The organism is Stenotrophomonas sp. 220_Sma, assembly GCF_056487375.1.
In genome coordinates this window covers 3920033-3941455 of record NZ_CM151348.1, presented here as the reverse complement: position 1 = coordinate 3941455, position 21423 = coordinate 3920033, and the positions used below count along the sequence as shown (strand labels likewise).

Below are 21423 nucleotides of genomic sequence, written 5' to 3'. Positions count from 1 at the left end.
GGCGAGCGCAGCGGCGTGGATCAGGCCCCGCCCTGGATGTTGGCCTTCACCGCGGGCTGCATCAGCTTGGGTTCTTCCAGCGTCGCATCGCGTGCCTGGCGCACGCTGACGAACTCCGCCTCGGCCACGCCGTCATGCACGTGGATGTTGTGCGCGCGCTGTTCGCCGATGGTGGTTTCGTTGGCGACGTCGCGACCGCCCGGGCCGTAGTCATGGCAGACGAATACGCGGGTGGCCTCGGGCAGGGCCAGCAGGCGCTGGATCGAGCGGTACAGCTGCGCGGCATCGCCACCCGGGAAGTCGCAGCGTGCGGTGCCGCCGTCAGGCATGAACAGCGAGTCGCCGGTGAACAGCGCGTCGCCGATCAGGTAGGCGATGCTGTCGCTGGTGTGCCCGGGCACGGCGATCACCTGGCCGCGCAGTTCGCCGAGGGCGAAGGTCTCGCCATCGCTGAACAGGTGATCGAAGATGTCATCGGCCGCAGGAAGCTGCAGGCCGTAGCGCGGTGCGAAGGTGGCCTGCACCGCGCGGATGCCTTCGCCGATGGCCAGCGTGGCCTCCGGGAAGCGCTCCTTCAGGCGGCGCCCGGCCGACACATGGTCGGCGTGGGCGTGGGTTTCCAGCAGCCAGCGCAGCTGCAGGCCCTGTTGTTCGATGGCCTGCAACGCGGCATGCAGCGGCGCTTCACTGCTGGCGTCGGTATCCGGGTCGTAGTCCAGGACCGGGTCGATCAGCGCTGCCTCGCCGCTGGCCGGGTCGCTGACCAGATAGCTGAAGGTGTTGCTGTCACGGTGGAAGAACGACTGCACCTGGACCGGCATCGGAACTCTCCTCAGCGCGTGCCGAGCACGCGGTTCAGCAACTGCGCCAGGTTCTCACCGGCCAGTCGCAGCTGCGCTTCGGCCAGCGGCCGGTAGCGCTCGGTGTATTCGTCACCGATTTTACGCGAGGCCGGATAAACGCCAGCTTGCATGGAGATGCGGCAGCTGGCTTCGGCCCACGTCTGCGGGTCGCGCTGCGGGTTGGACTGGCGCGCCAGCTTCGGCGCGCGCTGGCTCTGCAGCAGCGGGAGATAGCCGGCGTCGTCCAGCTTGCGGGTGTTGAGCATGCCGCTGTCCCACAGCGAGTGCAGGTTGGTACCGCGGTTGCCGAACTGCAGCTGGAAGTCGTTGCCGCCCTTGTCGTGGGCGTAACCGGCGTGCATCGGCTGGTGGATGTCGCCGACCAGGTGCACGACGAACTTCAGCGCCTGCAGGCGCTCGCCGTCGGTCAGGCTGCGGTCGCCGAGGATGGCGCTCTGTGCCTTCAGGGCCTCGACGATGCAGTTGCCGTTCTTGCAGTGCTTCGGTGCTTCGTAGTGGCAGTTGTCTTCGGCGATGTTGACGTAGTGCCAGCCGGCCGAGCGACGGCCCAGGCCCGGGTCTTTGGCGCGCAGCTGGTCGGCCCACGGCGCGATGCTGGCCAGCGTGGCATCCGGTTCGGTGGCCAGCAGGCGGTCCACTTCGGCGCGGGCGGTGGGGTTGAGGCGGGCGTCGGCGACTTCGGCGACCAGACGGTGGCCTTGCGCGCCCCAGGCATGGGCGGGGGCGGAGACGGACAGCAGGGCCGGCGCCAGGGCGGCGGCGAGGAACAGAGAGTGCAGGGCTTTCATGCGCACATTCTAGCGGGGGCAGGTGGATTGAAGAGCGGCGCGTTCCTGTTCTGAAGGGGGGGCGCAGCGGGAGGGGCGGCGGGACACGCCGTAAACCCATCCATGGGGGCTCGATGGCGCCATCCATGGCACCAACGGTCCCGCCGCCCCTCCCGCTGCGCTCCCCTCCAAACATGGCCGCGGAGGCGGATGCAAACGTCAAAGGCAACATCAAAAACAAATGCAGGATCAGAATCGGCCTCCTGCAATTACAGGCAATCATTGCGCCTCGGATGCACGGGTTCTGCTATTGCCTTTGCTTGAGCTGGCACGCGCGCGCAGATGGGAAGGGTGGAGAGGGTGGGGTGATCGGGACCGTTCGCCGCATGGATGCGGCGATCGAGCCTACAGGGACGTATTTACGGCGTGTCCCGATCACGCCACCCTCTCCGCCCAATTCCAGATGCCGGTGCTTTTCGCGCAAACAAAAAAAGCCCCGGCAATCACCGGGGCAACATGCTGCGAGGGTTTTGCGTGTAGCGGGGGAGCGGGGGCGAAGCCCCCGCGCTCAACACACCGCTTAGAACTTGAAGACGTACGAAGCGCCGTAGACCAGCGGATCGATGTTGACCGTGCCGATCTTCTCGCCGTTCAACTTCACCTTGCTGTCGATGTCGATCCAGCGCATGTCCACGCGCAGTGCGCCCTTCTCGCCGATCGCGAAGTCCACGCCCGCATGCGCGGCCAGGCCCCACGAATCCTGCAGCTTCAGGCGGCTGTCCTTCAGCGCACCGGTGGTGTCTTCGCTGAAGAAGGTCGTGTAGTTCACGCCCGCACCGATGAACGGCGACACCTTGCCCTTGCTGTTGAAGTGGTACTGCACGGTCACCACCGGCGGCAGCTGCTTGGTGCTGCCCACGCGGCCCAGGCCGTTGATGTTGATGTCGTGCTTGAACGGCAGCGCGGCCAGCACTTCGATGCCCAGGTTGTCGGCGATGAAGTACTCACCGGTGATGGTCGGCTTGACGTCGTTGTCGACGTCGACCTTCAGGGTGTGGTTGGCCAGCCAGCCGTTGTTCGACTTCGGGGCCACCTGGTGCACGCCGGCGGAGAGGGTCCAGTCGCCCTTGGACTGGGCCATGGCCGGGGCGGCGGCGAGGTACAGGGCGGCGGCCAGGCTGGCCACGATCAGGGGGGAGGTCTTGCGCATGGGGGTGATCTCGTTGCTGGGTGGATGCGGCCAGTCTCGGCCTCACATCGCGCTAACGCTTTGATCCGGATCAAATCCTGTCCGCCGGCCTGCTGCCTGCCGGGGCTGGCCGGCGGTGGCCAGCCCCGGTTTGCTAGACTTGTGGGCCCTATCCATCCCGCCGCACCCGTCGCGGCCGCAGGAGCTTGAGAACATGGCAATCAAGGTTGGTATCAACGGTTTCGGTCGCATCGGGCGTAACGTCCTGCGCTCGGCGGTGCTGAACTTCGGCGACGACATCGAAATCGTGGCCATCAACGATCTGCTGGAGCCGGACTATCTGGCGTACATGCTCAAGTACGACTCCGTGCATGGCCGTTTCAAGGCTGACGTGGCGGTGCAGGGCAACGACCTGCTGGTCAACGGCAAGAAGATCCGCCTGACCCAGGAACGCGACCCGGCCAACCTGAAGTGGAACGAAGTGGACGTGGACGTGGTGATCGAATCCACCGGCCTGTTCCTGACCAAGGAAACCGCGCAGAAGCACATCGATGCCGGCGCCAAGAAGGTCATCATGTCGGCTCCGTCGAAGGACGACACGCCGATGTTCGTCTACGGCGTGAACGACAAGACCTACGCCGGCCAGGCGATCGTCTCCAACGCGTCGTGCACCACCAACTGCCTGGCCCCGCTGGCCAAGGTCATCAATGACAAGTGGGGCATCAAGCGTGGCCTGATGACCACCGTGCATGCGGCTACCGCTACCCAGAAGACCGTCGATGGCCCGTCCAACAAGGACTGGCGTGGTGGCCGCGGCATCCTGGAGAACATCATTCCGTCGTCCACCGGTGCGGCCAAGGCCGTCGGCGTGGTCATCCCGGAACTGAACAAGAAGCTGACCGGCATGAGCTTCCGTGTCCCGACCTCGGACGTGTCGGTGGTCGACCTGACCGTCGAGCTGGAAAAGGAAGCCACCTACGCCGAGATCTGCGCTGAAGTGAAGGCACAGAGCGAAGGCCCGCTGAAGGGCATCCTGGGCTACACCGAAGACAAGGTCGTGGCCACCGATTTCCGCGGCGAGACCTGCACCTCGGTGTTCGACGCCGAAGCCGGCATCGCCCTGGACGGCACCTTCGTCAAGCTGGTCACCTGGTACGACAACGAGTGGGGCTACTCGAACAAGTGCCTGGAAATGGCCAAGGTCGTCGCCGCCAAGTAAGGCTGGCCAAGATCGCACGCGGACCCCGGCCTGGCCGGGGTTCGTCGTTTATGGGGCCAGCCCTGTCGTAGCATGGGGCGGTCGACCGCTGCCGCTGGGGCGCGGGATTGCAATGGAAGCATGCAATGGAAGCATTGATAGCCCTGGTGGTACTGGTTCTGCTGGCCATCCCGCTGCTGCTGGTGGTAGCGCTGGTGATGATTGCCGGCCTGCGCCGCCGTGTGGCCGCGCTGGAAGGTGCCTTGGCCGCCGCGCCGACCGCCCGCCCGGCTGCAGCCGAGCCTGCGCCGGAACGGGCTGCGCCCATGCCTGCGGCCAGTGCCGATCCACCGTTCCTGCGGCCGGTGGCGGCTGCCGCGCCGCCTCCCCCCAAGCCAACGCCGCCGCCGGTGCACGAACCGGTGCCTGCGGCAGCGGAGGCGCCGCGCCCGGTCACGCCACCGCCGGTGCCACCCGTGCCAGTGCAGCCGCCGTTGCCTTCCGAACCGACGCTGCCGAACTTCATCGAGCGCGGCATCGGAGCGGTCAAGCGCTGGTTCACCGAGGGCAACGTGCCGGTCAAGATCGGCATGCTGGTGCTGCTGGCCGGTGTTGCCGCGCTGTTGAAGTACGTCAGTGACCAGGGCTGGCTGGTGCTGCCGATCGAGCTGCGCCTGGCCGGTGTCACCGTGGGTGCGCTGGGCCTGCTGGCGTTCGGCTGGCATCAGCGCGAGCGCCGGCGCTTGTTCGCACTGGCGCTGCAGGGCGGTGCCATCGGCGTGCTGCTGCTGACCATCTTCGCCGCGTTCAAGCGGTTCGAGCTGCTCAACCCCGGGTTTGCCTTCGCCAGTTCGATCGCGCTGGTGGCCGGGCTGTGCGTGCTGGCGGTGGTGCAGAACTCGCGCACGCTGGCGGTGCTGGGCATCCTCGCCGGCTTCATGGCACCGCTGTGGCTGTCCACCGGCAGCGGCAACCACGTGGGGTTGTTCAGCTACTACGCGGTGCTCAACGCCGGCATCTTCGCCATTGCCTGGTTCCGGCCGTGGCGCGCGCTGAACCTGCTGGGCTTCGCCTTCACCTTCGGCATCGGTACGTTCTGGGGCGTGCTGCAGTACGCGCCGGACAAGTTCAGCAGCACCGAGCCGTTCCTGCTGCTGTTCTTCGCCTTCTACCTGCTGATCCCGCTGCTGTACGCACGCCGGCAGCCCGCCGGGCGGCGTGACCTGGTCGACGGCAGCCTGGTGTTCGGTACGCCCTTGGTCGCTTTCTCGCTGCAGGCCGGCATGCTGCACGAGCAGCCGATGACGCTGGCGCTGTGCGCACTGGGCCTGGCGGCGATCTACGCCGTACTGGCGCGGGCACTGATTGCGCGCGCGTCGTACACCGTGCTGGCGCAGTCGCATGCGGTGCTGGCGGTGGGCTTCGCCACGCTGGCGGTGCCGCTGGCCTTGTCGGCGCGTGCCACCGGCGCGGTGTTCGCGCTGGAAGGTGCAGGCCTGGCCTGGCTGGGCCTGCGCCAGAAACGCTGGCTGCCGCAGGTGTCCGGTGCGTTGTTGCAGATGGGCGCGGCGTTCGCTTTCGTGGCCGGTGGCGATCACTGGCATGAGGACCTGCGCTTCCTGCTCAACCCGACCGCGATCGGTGCACTGCTGCTGGCCGTTGCCGGCTTCGCGTCGGCCTGGAGCTACCAGCGCAGGCAGCGCCACGAGATTGCCCTGGTCTACTACCTGTGGGGCCTGCTGTGGTGGCTGGGTGGCCTGGTGCACGAGATCACCCGGTTCTTCCCGTACCGTACCGAAGTGGATGCACTGCTGGTGCTGGCTGCCGTTACTGCATGGCTGGCCGCCGAAGTACAGCGGCGCCAGCCGGCGCGTGCGCTGGGGGTGACCGCACTCGCGATGCTGGCGCTGGGCTTCCCACTGGCGCTGATACAGAGCGACGCGCACCATCAGCCGTTCGCCGGCTACGGCGCGCTGGCCTGGGCGGTGTTCGCGGTGCTGGGCGTGCGCACGCTGCTGTGCCTGCGCCAGGGCGGCAATACCGTGGCACGCATCGCGCAGTTCCTGTGGTGGCTGCTGTGGCCGTCGCTGCTTTCGCTGCTGGCCCTGTGGGGCGGTGGTGAAGCCGGGCTGGCACAAGGCTGGACCACGTTGCTGGTGACGCTGCCGTGGCTGCTGATGGCGGCGCTGTCGCTGTGGCGCTGGAATGCGCTGCGCTGGCCGCTGGGTGCAGCGTTCGACCGCGTGCGCCAGCCGCTGCAGTGCGTGCTGTTCGGCCTGTTGTCGATCGGCTGGCTGTCCGGCCAGCTGCTGCCGGGCGATGCTGCGCCGCTGCTGTGGCTGCCGGTGCTGAATCCGGCGGAGATCGGGCAGTGGCTGAGCCTGCTGCTGCTGGCGCGTTGGCTGTACAGCGATCAGGCGCCGCAGGCGCTGCTGAGTATCCGCATGCCGCTGCTGTCACTGGCAACCTTCGTCGCGCTGACCAGCGTTGTGCTGCATGGCGTGCATCAGTGGGGCGGCCTGTCGTGGAACGCGTCGATGATGCGCTTCAGCCTGGCGCAGACCAGCCTGACCGTGCTGTGGAGCGTGCTCGGCGTGATTGCCTGGGTGTGGGGCTCGCGCCGCGGCCAGCGCGTGTTGTGGATGGTCGGTGCCGTGCTGATGGGCGTGGTGCTGGCCAAGCTGGTCATCGTCGATCGCCAGCACCTGGGCAACCTGCTGGGCATCGCATCGTTCATCGCCTACGGCCTGCTGTGCACGGTCGTGGGTTATCTGGCACCGGCACCGCCGAGCGCGGCGCCGACCGTGGAGGAAAAACAATGAAGACGTGGAGCAGGGCGCTGCTGCCGGCGATGTTCGGCATGCTGGCCGCCGTCACCGCACAGGCCGCCGATTACCGTACCCAGTACGCCGAGCAGTGGCCGCTGACGTTGTCCAGCGCACAATCGGGTGCCTACCGTGTCGTGCTGGAACCGGCGATCTACCGTCGCGCCGGTAGTGCGGACCTGGGCGATGTGCAGGTGTTCAATGCCGCCGGCCAATCGTTGCCGTCGGCATTGCTGGCGCCGGACCAGCCGCTGGCACAGCCGCCGGTGCAGCGTGAGCTGCCGTGGTTCGCGTTGCCGCCGCTGGCCGAAGCGCAGCGCAACGACCTGCAGTTGCTGACCGAGCGCGATACCGATGGTCGCGTACGCCGGGTCGAGGCGCGTGTGGGTGGTGGTGCGGTAGCGAACGGGCAGGGCGGTTGGCTGATCGATGCCAGCGTGCTCGGCCAGCAACCATTGGCGGCACTGGTGCTGGATTGGGCGGATAGTGGCCAGCCGTTGCAGGCACAGGTGCAGCTGGACGTCAGCGACGACCTGCAGCACTGGCGTGCGATTGGCCGCGACATTCCGCTGGTGGATCTGCAGCGCGCCGGCAAGCGCCTGCTGCAGCGCCGTCTGCAGGTGGATGGTGAAGCGCGCTATCTGCGTGTGCTGGCGCAGGGCGATGCCCGTCTGCCAACGTTGCGCAGCGTACTGGCCGAGCTGCCACCGGCACCGGCCACACTGCCGTGGGAGTGGTTGTCGCTGGAACCGACCTCGAAGCGCAAGGGCGAATACACCTTCGAGATGGATGGCCGCTTCCCAGCGGCGCGCGCTGACGTGGCCAGCACCGACAACAGCCTGGTGCAGTGGACATTGTTCAGCCGCGATGACGAGAGCGCGGAATGGCAGCGCCGCAGCGCACCGTGGATTGCCTACCAGCTGCAGCAGGGCGCGCAGGGCCAGCGTCAGCAATCGGCCGCGCAGCCGCTGGGCGGCGTGCATCGGGATCGTTACTGGAAGCTGGTAGCGAATCCGGCTGAAACCGCGACGGCGCCGACCCTGCGTCTGGGTTATCAGCCGGAAGTGCTGGTGTTCCTGAGCCAGGGCGCGGCGCCGTATGCGCTGGCGGTGGGCAGCTCGACTGCGCGCCGGATGGAGGCGCCGATCGGTGTGCTGATCGAGGAGCTGCGGCAGCGCAATGATCCGTCGTGGCAGCCGACGCTGGCGCGCCTGGAGGGCAGCCCGGAGCCGCTGGCCGGTGAGTCGGCACTGAAGCCGCAGCACGACTGGAAGTCGTGGCTGCTGTGGGCGTTGCTGGGGCTGGGTGTGTTGGTTGTTGGCGGCCTGGCGGTCAGTCTGCTTCGGCAGAAGCCTGCGCCTTCGGCGTAGGTTCCGGCGAACGGCGCAGCCCCTCGTGGGTGGGGTTGGTCGTGCAAAGCAAAAGCAAAAGCCGCGCTTGGCCGGGCGGGGTAGGTTCGCGGGGGACGCCGCAAGTACGTCCTTGTAGGCTTGGCAGCCGCATCCATGCGGCTGACACCCCCGCGAACCCACCCCGCCCGGCCTCTGACAGTTTCCGTGTGCGTCCACCCACGGAAGAGGAAAAAGAAAAGCAAGAGCGGAAGCGGGTCGCTTCGCTCGACGGCCATCGGGGTCAGATCCGTTTTCCGCAGGAAAACGGATCTGACCCCTTCTTTCTCCATCCGACACCACACACTGCTTGTGCCTTTGCCATCCGCATCACCTCATGAACCTGTCGAGGCCGGGGTAGTGTGGGCTGGCAGGGGTGTCAGCCGCATGGATGCGGCTGCCAAGCCTCCAGGGACGGATCCACGGCGTCCCCTGCCAGCCCACACTACCCCGGCCCAGCCCCAGCATCACGAAGCGCCAGCGCTTTGGCCGTTGCTGTTGCTGTTGCCGTTGCCGTTGCTGTGCGCCTCTGCCTGCCGCAGGCATCGGCCCTCCCACCACCCGCACCCGATACAATGGCCGTCTGCCGTACCCCGGCATCCCGTCCCTGAGCCAAAGAGTTGCCCATGTCCATCGTCCGCATGACCGACCTCGACCTCTCCGGCAAGCGCGTGCTGATCCGCCAGGATCTGAACGTGCCGATCGAGAATGGCCGCATCACCTCCGAACAGCGCATCACCGCTTCGCTGCCGACGCTCAAGCGCGCGCTGGAGCAGGGCGCGGCGGTGATGGTCACCTCACACCTGGGGCGCCCGAAGGAAGGTGTGTGGAGCGAAGCCGATTCGCTGGCGCCGGTGGCCCAGCGCCTGTCCGAGCTGCTCGGTCGCGAGGTTCCGCTGGTGCGCGACTGGGTCGACGGTGTCGACGTGCAGCCGGGCCAGCTGGTGCTGCTGGAAAACTGCCGCATGAACGTCGGCGAGGGCAAGGACGATGAAGCCCTGTCGAAGAAGTACGCCGCCCTGTGCGATGTGTTCGTGATGGATGCCTTCGGCACCGCGCACCGTGCGCAGGCCTCGACCCATGGCGTCATCCGCTTCGCCCCGGTCGCTGCCGGTGGCCCGCTGCTGATGGCCGAACTGGACGCGCTGGCGCAGGCGCTGGATGCACCGGCCAAGCCGCTGCTGGCCATCGTCGCCGGCAGCAAGGTCAGCACCAAGCTGGAACTGCTGGCCAACCTGGTCGGCAAGGTCGATCAGCTGATCGTCGGTGGTGGCATCGCCAATACCTTCATCGCTGCCGCCGGCTACAACGTCGGCAAGTCGCTGTACGAGCCGGACCTGCTGGACACCGCGAAGAAGATCGTGGCCGATGCCAAGGCGCGTGGCGCCGATATCCCGCTGCCGGTGGACGTGGTCACCGCCAAGCAGTTCATGCCGGACGCGGTTGCCGAAGTGAAGGCGGTCGACGCCGTTGCCGAAGACGACCTGATCCTGGACATCGGCCCGCAGACCGCGGCGCAGTACGCGCAGCTGATCGGGAAGGCCGGTACCGTGGTCTGGAACGGTCCGGTCGGTGTGTTCGAATTCGAGGCCTTCAGCAAGGGCACCGAAGCGCTGGCCCGTGCCATCGCCAGTTCGCCGGCATTCTCCATCGCCGGTGGTGGCGACACCCTGGCCGCGGTCGACAAGTTCGATATCGCCCAGCAGGTCAGCTACATCTCCACCGGTGGCGGTGCGTTCCTGGAATTCCTGGAAGGCAAGACCCTGCCGGCGGTGGCCGCACTCGACGCGCGCGGCGCATGAGTGCCGATCGCAGCAAGGATGTCCTGTTCTTCGACCTGGACGGCACGCTGATCGATTCGCAGGTGGGTATCACCGCCTGCATCGCCTATGCGCTGCAGAAGATGGACCATCCGGTGCCACCGCAGGAGACCCTGCTGGGCTGGATCGGTCCGTCGCTGCGCACCACCTTCGCGCCGCTGTTCGGTGAACCGGCGCGGGTGGAACAGGCGGTGGGCTACTACCGTGAGCGCTTCGACGTCGAGGGCTGGCGCGAGCACACGGTGTACCCGCAGGTGGAAGACACCCTTCGCACGCTGCATGGTCGTGGCCATCGCCTGGCGGTGGTCACTGCCAAGAACGAGCCGCACGCGCGCCGCATCCTTGCCCACCTGCCGTTCGGTGGGCTGTTCGAGGAGATCGTCGGTTCAACCCTCGATGGCTCGCGCAGCCACAAGCCGGAACTGGTCGGTGAGGCGCTGCGTCGGCTGCAGGTGCAGCCCGCGCAGTGCTGGATGATCGGCGACCGCCGCATGGACATTGAAGGCGCGCGTCACCATGGCCTGCGCAGCGTCGGTGTGTTGTGGGGCTTTGGCGGTGAGGCCGAACTCACCGAAGCCGGTGCCGGGCAGCTGGCCCGTGAGCCGGCGCAGCTGGAAACGCTGCTGGCGTGATGCGCCGTTGATCGGTAACGCCGGGCCATGCCCGGCGGCTTAACCCAGCACCCGCCGGGTATGGCCCGGCGCTACCGCCACCCTGCGCCAGCGTATGTCCGGCCGATGTCCGTTCCATGACCCGCGAAGTCAGGCGGCACAAGGCTGTAACCGTATACATGCGGCGTGAAGGATGTGCTAATTTCCGTTCTTTATCGGGAGAGGCCCATTCACCATGTTCGAGCGTCAGCGTCGCACCAAGATCCTTGCCACCCTCGGTCCGGCCACTGATCCGCCGGGCGTGCTGGAGGATCTGTTCCGCGCCGGCGTCAACGTGGTGCGCCTGAACTTCAGCCATGGCGATCCCTCCGGCCAGGCCAAGCGTGCTGCCGAAGTGCGCGCTGCCGCGGCCCGCGTGGGCGTGGAAGTCGGCATCCTGGCCGACCTGCCGGGCCCGAAGATCCGCATCGAGCGCTTCGCCGAAGGCAAGGTACAGCTGAAGGCGGGCAACCGCTTCGACCTGATCGCCAGCACCAGCGCCGGCCCCGGTGATGCCACCCAGGTGGGCGTGAGCTACCTCGGCCTGCCGCAGGACGTCGGCCCGGGCGATGTGCTGCTGCTCGACGATGGCCTGATGCAGCTGCAGGTGGTCGAGGTGCAGGGCGAACGCATCATCAACACCGTGCTCAACGACGGCGTGCTGTCCGACCGCAAGGGCCTGAACAAGCAGGGCGGTGGCTTGTCGCTGGGCGCGCTGACCGAGCGTGACAAGGAGCTGATCGGCATCGTCGCCAAGATCGGTGTCGACTTCATTGCCGTGTCGTTCTGCCGCAATGCGCAGGACATGAACGACGCGCGTGAGATCGCCCGCTCGCACGGCTGCGATGCCGCGCTGGTGTCGAAGATCGAGCGCACCGAGGCGATCGAGAACCTGGAAGAGATCGTCGAGGCCAGCGACGTGGTGATGGTGGCCCGTGGCGACCTTGGCGTGGAAATCGGCGATGCCGAACTGCCGGGCCTGCAGAAGAAGATCATCAAGGCCTCGCTGGCGCAGAACAAGGTGGTGATCACCGCCACGCAGATGCTGCAGTCGATGGTCGAAAGCCCGATCCCGACCCGTGCCGAAGTGCTGGACGTGGCCAACTCGGTCATCGATGGCACGGACGCGGTGATGCTGTCGGCCGAGACCGCTGCCGGTGCCTGGCCGGTCAAGGCCGTGGAAGCGATGGCGCGCATCTGCCTGGGTGCAGAGCGCCAGTTCCAGACCGAGACCGACTTCAACGCCTCGCCGCGCAACCTGGAACGTGCCGACCAGGCCATTGCCATGGCCACCATGTTCCTGTCGCAGCACGTGGGCGTGCGCGCGATCGTGGCGATGACCGAATCCGGTGGCACCGCCCGCTACCTGTCGCGTTTCCGCGCCAAGGCGCCGGTGTTCGCGGTCACCCGCCACGACGGTGCACGCCGCCAGATGGCGCTGATGCGCGATGTCTACCCGATCAACTTCGACAGCCGTGGCCTGACCCCGCGTGAAGCCGCACGCGGCAGCATCCGCCTGCTGGTGGAAGCCGAACTGCTGCAGGCCGGTGACCGCGTCGTGTTCACCAGCGGTGAGCACATGGAAACCCTGGGCGCGACCAACACCCTGCGCCTGCTGGAAGTGGGCGAAGACGGCCGCGCCAGCGGCCTGGGCGATCTGTAAACCCAGGCGGCCCTGGGTCGGAGCCGCTGCGCGGGTCCGACCTAGGGTCAGATCCCTGAAGGGGTCGTGACCCGGCGCAACAGGACATCGCCTGTCCGGTGCGGACATTGGAATCGTTTCCAGACTGCCCTGCACGTCGGTGCAACGGGCGGCGGGGCTATACTTACGTTTTTCCCGCACCCGCCACAGGAAGTACATGAGCATCGAACAGCTGGCTGAAACCGCCCAGGCCATGGTTGCCCCGGGCAAGGGCATCATCGCGATCGACGAATCCACCGCTACCATCGCCAAGCGTTTCGCAGGCGTCGGTATCGAGAACACCGAGGAGAACCGTCGTGCCTACCGCGAACTGCTGCTGACCACGCCGAAGCTCAACGAGCACATTTCCGGCGCCATCCTGTTTGACGAAACCATCCGTCAGTCGACCAAGGACGGCGTGCCGTTCGCCAAGTACATGGCCGACCACGGCATGATTCCGGGCATCAAGGTGGACAAGGGTGCGCACCCGCTGGCCGGCTGCCCGGGCGAGCTGGTGACCGAAGGCCTGGACGGCCTGCGCGAGCGCCTGCAGGAGTACTACAAGCTGGGTGCGCGCTTCGCCAAGTGGCGTGCGGTGATCAACATCGGCGAAAGCATTCCGTCGGGCACCTGCATCGAGTCCAACGCCCACGCGCTGGCCCGCTATGCCGCCCTGTGCCAGGAATGCGGCCTGGTGCCGATGGTCGAGCCGGAAGTGATCATGGACGGCGACCACGACATCGAGACCTGCTACGAAGTCACCGAAGCCACCCTGCGTTCGCTGTTCGATGCCCTGTACCAGCAGAACGTGCTGCTGGAAGGCACCATCCTGAAGGCCTCGATGGTCATCTCCGGCAAGGGCTGCGATGAGCAGGCCGACGTCGAGGAAGTGGCCGAGTCGACCGTGATGTGCCTGAAGAGCACCGTGCCGGCCATCCTGCCGGGCGTGGTGTTCCTGTCCGGTGGCCAGAGCGACGAGCAGTCCACCGAGCATCTGAACGCGATGAACCAGCTGGGCAACCTGCCGTGGCCGCTGAGCTTCTCCTACGGCCGCGCCATGCAGCAGGCCGCGCTGAAGCTGTGGGCCAAGGACATGAAGGGCAACTACGCTGCCGCCCAGAAGACCGTGTACGAGCGCGCCAAGGACAACGGCCTGGCCGCGCTGGGCAAGTGGAACGGTTGATCCGTCCCATCGCAGGATGAACAGGGCAACGCCGGCATCACGCCGGCGTTTGCTTTTGCGGGTATCTTTTCCGCCCCCACGCACCGGGCCGGTGTGCGGGACATACATGGAAGGCCAAGGAGAAAAAACATGCGTTTGGCAGCAATCACACTGGCCGTCGCCACGGTCCTGATCGCCGGCGGTTGCAACCGCATCGGTGGCGGTGGTGACGCAGGCAAGGCCGCGTCGCTCGATTTCGACAAGCCGGTGTCCGGCGAGATCACCTCGCGCAGCGGCATCAACTTCAACGACGGCAGCCATCACCAGCTGTACCAGATCAAGCTGGAAGACAGGGAACTGGTCGGCCTGAAGCTCACCGGGGCACTGACCGGTTCGATCGCCGTATTCAACAACGGCAGCCTGGTGTCCACCAGCAATACCGGTTACGAACGCGAAGGCGATGTCTCGCTGGCCTTCCGTGCCAACGGTGGCGGCACCTACCAGGTGGCGGTCAACGCCAACGGTCCCAGCGCCTTTGGTCCGTACCGCCTGCGCGCCGAGAAGCTGAAGCCGTACGACGGCAAGCCGCTGGTGGGCAGTGGTGAGATCGTCGACATGCTGGCCAGCAACTCGCAGGACTACACCCTGCAGGTGGAGAAGGCGGGCCTGTACGAGATCCGCCTGGTCTCGGATGTCTTCGATCCGGTGCTGAAGCTGTCCGGCCAGGGCGTGGATGCCGAGAACGATGATGGCGGCGACAGCACCAACTCGCGCCTGAACCTCTCGCTGAAGCCGGGCAAGTACACCCTGACTGCACGCGGCCTCGGCGACGGCGTCAATGGCATGTTCACCCTGTCGGCCACCCGCATTGAACTGCCAGGCAACCTGGTGGATCGCGATGGCACGGCACTGCCGAAGTCGGGCAGCGCGTACACCATGCTCGACAACGAAGGCCGCCGCCGCTTCCTGCTGACCCTGGATCGTCCGGCCGACGTGCGCCTGGATGCGATTTCCAGCCAGGTCGATACCGTGCTGCGCGTGGTTGGCGGCGACGTCGAGCTGACCGACGACGACGGTGGCAATGGCACCAATGCACGCCTGGAAGAGACGCTGCCGGCCGGCCACTACACCGTCGACGTGTCCAGCCTGAACAACGGTGCGGGCCTGGTGGAAGTGCGCGTGCAGGTCGAAGGTGCCAGCGCCGACGGTGCTGCCGCCTCGGCCGCACGCGCCGCTGCGGATGCAGCTGCTGCCGTGGCCGATGACGCCGCTGCTGCAGTGGAAGCAGCCAGCCGTTGAGGTGATCCACACGTAGCGTGGATGACCTCAAGGCCGCAACGGGAAAGGCCGGGCAATGCCCGGCCTTTCCTTTTACCGGAAGCGCTGCGGTTCAGTGCGCAGCGGCGAAGCCCGCATCGCCCAGAGGCGGCAGCATCGACCCGCGCGGTTCGTTGTCCGTGCTTTGTCCCGCGGCGCTCAATGCCTGCTGGTAGGCCTTCGCCGTAGCAGTGTTGAACGCCACCAGCACGATGCGCATCGGCTGTGCATGGCTGCGCTGCCACGCCAGTGTTTCCGTCACTGCGATCTGCGCGGCCTGGTACAGCGGATAGCCATACACACCGCAGCTGATCGCCGGGAACGCGATCGACTTCACGCCCAGCGACTCGGCCAACTGCAGCGATTTCCAGTAGCAGTTGGCCAGCAATGCCGGTTCGTCGCGCTGGCCGTCGTGCCAGACCGGGCCCACCGTGTGCAGTACATGCCGCGCAGGCAATGCGTAAGCGTCGGTGGCGCGCACTTCGCCGGTCGGGCAACGCACGCCCGGACGCAGTTCCGGCAACTGCTCGCACTCGGCCAGCAATGCCGGTCCGGCCGCGCGATGGATCGCGCCGTCGACGCCGCCGCCGCCGAGCAGTGTTTCATTGGCCGCGTTGACGATCGCATCCACCGCCAGGGTCGTGATATCGCCCTGCCAAACTTCGATCTTCATGCGTCCGTCTCCTGCCTGTGAGGTGTTCCGCGCAGCATCTGCGCCGGCTGTTCCCACGGTAGGGGACAGGGCATCGATACTGCGTCATGACCGTCTCACGCGCTGCGATCCGACGGCCTTCACGCACGATGGCGGGCGACGCCTTCACGCAGGCTGAAGCAGAAAGGGGGAGGAGGCGAAACGGTAGCGCCGGGCCATGTCCGGCGGATGGTGAACGAAGCGAATGCCGGAAACAGCAACGCCGGGCATGGCCCGGCGCTACCTTGAACGAAAACGGGATCCGACCCTGAGCTCACGGCAGGCCGGCCAGCCAGTCGTCGTCGGAACCCTCATTCACATCGGCGAACAGCGGTGTGGAGAAATAGCGCTCGCCGGTATCGGGCAGCATTGCCAGGATCACCGAGCCCGGTTCAGCGCGGGCGGCCACGTCCAGCGCGCTGGCCACGGTGGCGCCGGCGGAGATGCCGACGAAGATGCCTTCCTCCGCAGCCAGGCGACGCGCGGTGGCGATCGCGCGGTCATCTTCGACCGAGACCAGTTCGTCCACCACATCGCGGTTGAGCACGTCCGGCACGAAGTCCGGGGTCCAGCCCTGGATCTTGTGCGGCTTCCAGTCATCGCCCTTCAGCAGCGCGGCACCGGCCGGTTCGGTGGCGATGATGCGGGTCTGCGGGCGCGCGACCTTCAGCACTTCGCCCACGCCGGTAAGCGTGCCACCCGTGCCCCAGCCACTGACGAAGTAGTCCAGCCGCTTGCCGGCGAAGTCGCGCAGGATCTCGGCAGCGGTGGTGTTGCGGTGATAGGCCGGGTTGGCCGGGTTGGCGAACTGACTGGCCAGGAACCAGCCGTGCTGCTCGGCCAGTTCGGCCGCCTTGCGCACCATGCCGCTGCCGCGCTCGGCGGCCGGGGTCAGGATCACCTTGGCACCATAGGCGCGCATCAGCTTGCGGCGCTCCACCGAGAAGGTCTCGACCATGGTGGCCACGAACTTGTAGCCGCGCGCGGCGGCGACCATCGCCAGTGCCACGCCAGTGTTGCCTGAAGTGGCTTCGACAATGGTGTCGCCCGGCTTGAGCAGGCCACGCGCTTCGGCGTCGAGGATGATCGCCAGCGCCAGACGGTCCTTCACCGAACCGCCCGGGTTGAACGACTCGACCTTGGCGTAGACGCTGACCTGCGGGGGCGCCAGGCGCTGCAGCCTGACGATGGGGGTGTTGCCGACGGTATCGAGGATGGAGTCGTACAGGGCCATGGAAGCGCTCCGGAAACGGGGCCGCGCCGGGCTTCGGCGGGCGAAGGGGGAGGGCTGGCTGTTCAGGCCAGCGGCTGCCGGCTGACCGTAGCGCCGGCATATGACGCCCGGAAATGACCAGATACCTTTCTTAAACAACCTTTGGTTATAAGCTGGTGACGGCAATTGACCCTAGAGTGGACCTCCGCCCCACGCCGCCTGCCTCCCATGACGCTGACCCAGCTGCGCTACCTGGTTGCCATCGCCGACGCCGAGCTGAACATCACGCTGGCCGCCTCGCGCGTGCACGCCACCCAGCCCGGCCTGTCCAAGCAGCTCAAGCAGCTGGAGGACGAGCTGGGTTTCCTGTTGTTCGTGCGCAAGGGCCGCAGCCTGGAGTCGGTCACCCCGGCCGGCACCGAGGTCATCGCCCGCGCCCGCGCGGTGCTGGCCGAGGCCAACAACATCCGCACCTACGCGGCCAACCAGCGCCGCGAGAGCCAGGGCCAGCTGATCCTGACCACCACCCACACCCAGGCGCGCTTCGTGCTGCCGCCGGCGGTGGCAGCGATCAAGCAGGCCTATCCCCAGGTGAGCGTGCATCTGCAGCAGGCCGGTGAAGCCGACGCGCTGGACCGCTTGAACCAGGGTGATGCCGATATTGCGATCATCAGCACCGCTGGCGGTGAGCCCACCGACGGCATCGCGGTGCCGCTGTTCCGCTGGCGACGTCTGGTGGTGGTACCGAAGGGCCACCCGCTGGACCGCGCCGGCCGCGCCCCAGACCTGGCCGCGCTGGCCCGCCAGCCATTGATCAGCTACGAATCCTCGACCCGGCCTAATTCCTCGTTGCAGCGCGCCTTTGCTGCGAACGGCCTGGTGCCGGATCTGGCGCTGACCGCGCTGGATGCCGACCTGATCAAGACCTACGTGCGTACCGGTCTGGGCGTGGGCCTGCTGGCGGAGATGGCGGTCAGTTCCAATGACGAAGACCTGAGGTCGTGGCCGGCCCCGGAGCCGATCACTGAGTGCATTGCCTGGGCGGTGCTGCCTCGCGATCGCGTGCTGCGCGATTACGCGCTGGAGCTGGTGCACGTGCTGGCACCGCAGATCGATCCGCGTGATCTGCGCAGGGTGCTGGATGGCAACCAGGCGGCGGCGTGGCCGGTGCCACCGACGTGGGAGTCACTGACCCAGACCATCACGGTGTGAGGTGGGTCGAGCAGGGCGTGCCGCCCTGCACCCGCGGTAGTGCCGGCCGCTGGCCGGCAACCTCAGAAGCAACAGCAACAGCAACAGCAGAAGCTGGCATTGCGTGGGGTGGCGGGACGGTGTGGGCAGGCAGGACACGCCGTAAACCCATCCATGGCGCCAACGGTCCTGCCTGCCCACACCGCCCCACCTCTGACAGATTCCGGCGGCTGTTGGTAGGTGTCGACCTTGGTCGACACGGTAGATCCACGCCATGCGTGGATGCATTTCGATTCCAATTCGAAATATTCGATTCCGATGGAGATTCATCCACGCATGGCGTGGATCTACTGCAGATCGCAGAGATCTGTCGAAGGCGGGGCGGGTCCGGTTGCGGGGGCGTGAGCCGCATGGATGCGGCGACCGAGCTTACATGGACGTACTTGCAGCGGCCCCCGCAACCGGACCCGCCCCGCCTACCCACAGGAAGCCAGCTTTTGATGTTGCTTCGGCTCTTGCCGTGGACGTGGCCTCTGCGGGTGCAGGGCGCAGCCCTGCCGATAAACCCCCTCCTGCGACGGTTCGTCGCACGGGTAACCCTGGACCCGGCTCTACACTAGCGGGGTGACCCGCCTGTCCCGCCCGCAGCGCCTCCTGCTCCAGCTCGCCGTCCTGGCGACGCTGTTGATGGTGCTTGCGCCACTGGTCAGCCGCGCGCTGCAGGCGCAGCCGATGGAGCATGCCGCGATGGCAGGCATGGACCACGCCGCCATGGGCCATGACATGCACGACATGGCCATGGCCGGGCACGATCAGCACGGCGCCGCGCCGGCCGCGCCCAGCCGCCCGCCCGACCCCCACGCCATGCACGGCGAAGCCTGCGAATACTGCGTGCTGGCCATGCGCCTGCTGCCGTGGCTGGCGGTGCTGGTGCTGCTGTTGCCGCTGCTGTGGCGGCCGCGCCTGGTGTTCCCGTGGTCGCAACAGGTGCTGCCGGCGCTGCGTTGGCCGGCGCATGCCGCGCGCGGGCCGCCGCGCCTCTCCTTCGTCCGCTGATATCCCTATCGAATCTGCCGCACGACGCCTGACCCGGCGCCGTGCGCGCGTGCGTACTTTGGAGCTGTTCCGATGAAAATGACTTCCCGCCCCGCGGGCGCCTGCGCGCGCCTGCCGGTTGCCCTTGGCCTGGCCGTGGCTGCGTCACTGGCCCACGCTGCGCCTGCCGAAGAGGCACGTACCCTCGACACGATGGTGGTCACCGCCGCCGCACCGTCGTCCCCGTTGCACTGGGTGACCGATCCGCGCCTGCCGCGGCAGCCGGTGCCGGCCAGCGACGGTGCCGATTACCTGAAGACCGTCCCCGGCTTCTCCGCCATCCGCAACGGCGGCACCAACGGTGACCCGGTGCTGCGCGGCATGTTCGGTTCGCGCCTGAACATCCTCAGCAACGATGGCAACCTGATCGGTGCCTGCCCGTCGCGCATGGACAATCCGCTGTCCTACATCGCGCCGGAAAGCTTCGACCGGCTGACCATCATCAAGGGCCCGCAGAGCGTGCGCTGGGGGGCGGGCGCGTCGGCCGGCACCGTGCGTTTCGAGCGCGATACGCCGCGCTTCGAGGAGCCGGGCCTGCGTGCCGATGCCAGTGCGCTGGTCGGTTCGCGCAACCGCAACGACCAGGTGCTGGACCTGACCCTGGGCAACCCGACCGGCTACGTACGCGCCAGCGGCAACCGTTCCGAAGCCGATGACTACAAGGACGGCCACGGTGACGTGGTGCCGTCGAAGTGGCGCAAGTGGAACGGCGACGTGGCCATCGGCTGGACGCCGGATGCCGACACGCTGCTGGAAATTTCCGCCGGTGCCGGTGATGCGATCGCGCGTTACGCGGGCCGTGGCATGGACGGTGCCGCGTTCGAACGCACCAGCTACGCGGCGCGTTTCGAGAAGCGCAACCTGCCGGGGGCATGGGACACGTTGCAGGCCAACGTGTACTACAACAACGCCGACCATGTGATGGACAACTACACGCTGCGCACGCCGAACCCGAACAGCATGATGCCGATGCCGATGGCGTCGAACGTGGATCGCCGTACCCAGGGCGGCCGGGTCAGTTCCGAGTGGCGCTGGCAGGATGTGCAGCTGGTGGCGGGTATGGATGGCGAAGACAGCCGCCATCGTGGCCGCATGGGCATGGGCCGCGACACCTACCGCCAGGCCGCCTGGGAAACCGATGCCAACTTCCGCCGCTATGGCGTGTTCACCGAGTTGACCCTGGGTGCGGGCACCGAGCAGCGCTGGATCAGCGGCCTGCGCATCGACCGCGCCAGCGTCCGCGATGAGCGGCAGTCGGTGCGCGGGATGATGGGCAACCGGCCGAACCCGACCGCTGGCCTGCAGCGCAAGGAATGGCTTGGCAGCGGCTTCCTGCGCTACGAGCAGGACCTGGCCGATGGCCTGACCTGGTACGCCGGCCTCGGCCACAGTGAACGCATGCCCGACTACTGGGAGCTGTTCTCGCCCAACCACGGCCCGGCCGGTGCGGTGAACGCGTTCACCGGCGTGCAGCCCGAGCGCACCACCCAGCTTGATGTCGGCATGCAATACAAGGGGCCCCGTGTGCAGGCCTGGGTGTCGGCGTACGCCGGGCAGATCCAGGACTACATCCTGTTCACCTACCACGGCAGCGGCATGATGGGCATGAGCCAGGCCCGCAACGTCGATGCCCGCATTGCCGGTGCCGAGGCGGGCCTGGAAGTGAGCATGGCCGAGCAGTGGAAGCTGGGCGGCACGCTGGCCTATGCATGGGGTGAGAACCGCGACCAGCATCGCCCGTTGCCGCAGATGCCACCACTGGAAGCACGCCTGAGCGCGAACTGGGAAGGCCAGCGCTGGAGTGCCGGTGCGCTGCTGCGCGCGGTGACCCACCAGCATCGTGTGGCAGATGGCCAAGGCAATGTGGTCGCGCAGGACCTGGGGCCGAGTGCCGGCTTCGCCACCTTCGCGCTCAACGCTGCTTACCGCTTCAGTTCGCAGCTGCAGCTCAGCGCGGGCGTCGACAACCTGTTCGACCGTGCCTACAGCGAGCACCTGAATCTGGCCGGCAGCGCCGACTTCGGTTTTCCGGCTGACCCGGTGCGCATCAACGAGCCGGGCCGCAGCCTGTGGATGAAGGTGAACTACCGGTACTGATCCGCCGGGTGTAAAAAAAAACCGGGGCCGGATCCCCGCCAGGATCCGCCCCCGCCCGACGCCCTCTGCCGGGCAGCTTCGACTCTACGATGGCAACGCCTGCGGTGCACGGCTGGATACACCTCGACACATGCCGACACCGCTGCGGTCAGCCTTGCACGGAACGGGTTCACGGCGCTATCGCGACGCCGGTTCCACGCCAGTAAACGCTTGGCACATATCGCTTCTGTGGGCGCTTGCCTACACTCGGCGGCCGTGGATCACTCAGGACCGTTC

The 21423-nt window shown here is 67.1% G+C and carries 16 protein-coding genes; 11 read left to right on the top strand and 5 right to left on the bottom strand.

Annotated features, from left to right (window positions below; translation table 11 throughout):
- Positions 1-20: 20 nt before the first annotated feature.
- From ACZLIB_RS18460 to ACZLIB_RS18450, 3 genes are all read right to left on the bottom strand, one after another.
- Positions 21-821, bottom strand: coding sequence for an MBL fold metallo-hydrolase (locus ACZLIB_RS18460; RefSeq protein WP_478468371.1), 801 nt, complete (start codon positions 819-821; stop codon positions 21-23).
- Positions 822-832: 11 nt separating this feature from the next.
- Positions 833-1651 (bottom strand): S1/P1 nuclease, encoded by an 819-nt coding sequence (locus tag ACZLIB_RS18455; protein WP_049461819.1) that lies wholly within the window; start codon positions 1649-1651, stop codon positions 833-835.
- Between the two features lie 559 nt (positions 1652-2210).
- Entirely contained in the window at positions 2211-2840 is a 630-nt protein-coding gene (locus tag ACZLIB_RS18450; RefSeq protein ID WP_478468370.1) for an OmpW/AlkL family protein, read from the bottom strand.
- A 193-nt stretch (positions 2841-3033) separates the two neighbouring features.
- On the opposite strand from ACZLIB_RS18450, the gene gap reads away from it, so the two are divergent.
- The 8 genes from gap (at position 3034) to ACZLIB_RS18410 (ending at position 14842) form a co-directional block, all read left to right on the top strand.
- Positions 3034-4038: a type I glyceraldehyde-3-phosphate dehydrogenase gene (gap, locus tag ACZLIB_RS18445; protein WP_032127866.1), complete on the top strand. Its 1005-nt coding sequence runs from the start codon at positions 3034-3036 to the stop codon at positions 4036-4038.
- 125 nt (positions 4039-4163) lie between these two features.
- On the top strand, positions 4164-6839 hold the full coding sequence (locus ACZLIB_RS18440; protein ID WP_478468369.1) for a DUF2339 domain-containing protein: 2676 nt from the start codon (positions 4164-4166) through the stop codon (positions 6837-6839).
- A complete protein-coding gene (locus tag ACZLIB_RS18435) occupies positions 6836-8212 on the top strand; it encodes a DUF3999 domain-containing protein (protein ID WP_049422663.1) in 1377 nt (458 codons plus the stop codon). Before ACZLIB_RS18440 ends, ACZLIB_RS18435 begins: the two co-directional genes overlap by 4 nt.
- Positions 8213-8856: 644 nt before the next feature.
- Positions 8857-10032 carry a phosphoglycerate kinase gene (locus ACZLIB_RS18430; RefSeq protein WP_032127869.1) on the top strand — a complete coding sequence of 392 codons (1176 nt, stop codon included), beginning with the start codon at positions 8857-8859 and terminating at the stop codon, positions 10030-10032.
- Positions 10029-10682 carry an HAD hydrolase-like protein gene (locus ACZLIB_RS18425; protein ID WP_049463104.1) on the top strand — a complete coding sequence of 218 codons (654 nt, stop codon included), beginning with the start codon at positions 10029-10031 and terminating at the stop codon, positions 10680-10682. The genes ACZLIB_RS18430 and ACZLIB_RS18425 overlap by 4 nt, the downstream gene beginning before the upstream one ends.
- Before the next feature lie 214 nt (positions 10683-10896).
- Entirely contained in the window at positions 10897-12363 is a 1467-nt protein-coding gene (gene pyk / locus ACZLIB_RS18420) for a pyruvate kinase (protein WP_032127871.1), read from the top strand.
- A gap of 196 nt (positions 12364-12559) precedes the next feature.
- A complete protein-coding gene (locus tag ACZLIB_RS18415; RefSeq protein ID WP_010481439.1) occupies positions 12560-13564 on the top strand; it encodes a class I fructose-bisphosphate aldolase in 1005 nt (334 codons plus the stop codon).
- A gap of 129 nt (positions 13565-13693) precedes the next feature.
- The gene (locus ACZLIB_RS18410) at positions 13694-14842 is read left to right on the top strand and encodes a hypothetical protein (protein WP_049400593.1); all 1149 of its coding nucleotides are present in this window, start codon (positions 13694-13696) and stop codon (positions 14840-14842) included.
- Between the two features lie 91 nt (positions 14843-14933).
- Here the strand turns inward: ACZLIB_RS18410 and ACZLIB_RS18405 are convergent, their stop codons facing one another.
- The gene (locus ACZLIB_RS18405) at positions 14934-15533 is read right to left on the bottom strand and encodes an O-acetyl-ADP-ribose deacetylase (RefSeq protein ID WP_032127873.1); all 600 of its coding nucleotides are present in this window, start codon (positions 15531-15533) and stop codon (positions 14934-14936) included.
- 292 nt (positions 15534-15825) lie between these two features.
- On the bottom strand, positions 15826-16785 hold the full coding sequence (gene cysK, locus ACZLIB_RS18400; protein WP_014038293.1) for a cysteine synthase A: 960 nt from the start codon (positions 16783-16785) through the stop codon (positions 15826-15828).
- A 207-nt stretch (positions 16786-16992) separates the two neighbouring features.
- Here cysK and ACZLIB_RS18395 point away from each other — a divergent pair, with 207 nt between their 5' ends.
- The 3 genes from ACZLIB_RS18395 to ACZLIB_RS18385 all read left to right on the top strand — a co-directional run bounded on the left by ACZLIB_RS18395 (position 16993) and on the right by ACZLIB_RS18385 (position 21147).
- On the top strand, positions 16993-17976 hold the full coding sequence (locus tag ACZLIB_RS18395; RefSeq protein ID WP_043403003.1) for a LysR family transcriptional regulator: 984 nt from the start codon (positions 16993-16995) through the stop codon (positions 17974-17976).
- 603 nt (positions 17977-18579) lie between these two features.
- Entirely contained in the window at positions 18580-19011 is a 432-nt protein-coding gene (locus ACZLIB_RS18390) for a DUF2946 domain-containing protein (protein WP_032130216.1), read from the top strand.
- A 72-nt stretch (positions 19012-19083) separates the two neighbouring features.
- The gene (locus ACZLIB_RS18385; RefSeq protein WP_478468368.1) at positions 19084-21147 is read left to right on the top strand and encodes a TonB-dependent copper receptor; all 2064 of its coding nucleotides are present in this window, start codon (positions 19084-19086) and stop codon (positions 21145-21147) included.
- Positions 21148-21423: the final 276 nt, after the last annotated feature.